1 protein-coding gene is annotated in these 1,061 nt (G+C 64.3%); it reads left to right on the forward strand.

The annotated features are described in order from the left end of the window. Nucleotides 1-51 precede the first annotated feature (51 nt). The coding region (locus ACIHAX_RS37815) for an IS630 family transposase (protein WP_397282472.1) at nucleotides 52-1,061 on the forward strand (1,010 nt) is incomplete at its 3' end.

The following is a 1,061-nucleotide window of genomic DNA, read 5'->3' on the forward strand; positions in this document are numbered from 1 at the left end:
CTAGTGCCTCGTCCAAGTAGGTTGCCTCGGTAACTGGGTGTCGGGTTGATCGTGGACCTGTTGCCGGTGATGCTGCCGGTGGAGGTGGTGTTGGTGGCCCGGAAGCCGGAAGTGTTTGTGCGAGCGGTGACCCCAGAGGAGGGGCGGCGGTTGCAGAAGATCACCAAGACGAGCAAACAACCGGTCAGGATGCGACGAGCGATCGTGGTGATGGCCTCGGCCCAGCGGCAGCCGGTTCCCGCGATCGCAAGGTTGATGCAGGTCAGCGAAGCGTACGTGCGGCAGGTGATCCACGAGTTCAACGAACGGGGGTTCGACGCGCTGGACCCAAAATGGAGCGCGGGCAGGCCGAGGAAGGTCGATCGGGCGACGCGTGAACGCATCGCCTGCATCGCCCGGTGCTGCCCGCGTGACCTGGGCTGGCCGTTCTCGACATGGAGCCTGTCGAAACTGCGCGAAGTACTGATCGGCAACGGCATCGCTGAGATCAGCCGCGAAACTCTGCGCAAGATCCTCAAAGCCGAGGGGGTGTCGTGGCAGGCGGTCAAGGCCTGGAAAGCCGGGACCGATCCCGAGTTCACCGCGAAGATGAGCCGCGTGCTGGACCTCTATGACCATCCACCCACCGATGGACGGGTGATCTGCGTGGACGAGTTCGGGCCGCTGAATCTGCAACCCCGCGCTGGTCGTGGCTGGTTCCCGCGACGAACCCCGAAACGGCTGCGAGCGACTTACCGGCGGACCCAGGGCGTGCGGCACCTGCTCGGCGCTCTGGATCTGGCGACCGGCAAGCTCCACTACCGGATCCGGGATCGTAAACGGTGGCAGGAGTTCCTGTCGTTGCTGAAGTCGCTGCGGGCACGCTGGCCCGGCGAAAGGCTCTACGTCATCCTCGACAACTTCTCCCCGCACAAGCGAGCCGAGGTCCGCGCCTGGGCCGCGGCCAATGACGTGGAACTGGTGTTCCTGCCGACCTATTCATCGTGGTTGAACTGGATCGAAGCCGAATTCGCGGCTCTACGCTACTTCGCGTTGAACGGGACCGATCACCGCAGCCACGA

Source organism: Nocardia sp. NPDC051929 (assembly GCF_044548645.1).
Taxonomy (GTDB): Bacteria; Actinomycetota; Actinomycetes; order Mycobacteriales; family Mycobacteriaceae; genus Nocardia; species Nocardia sichangensis.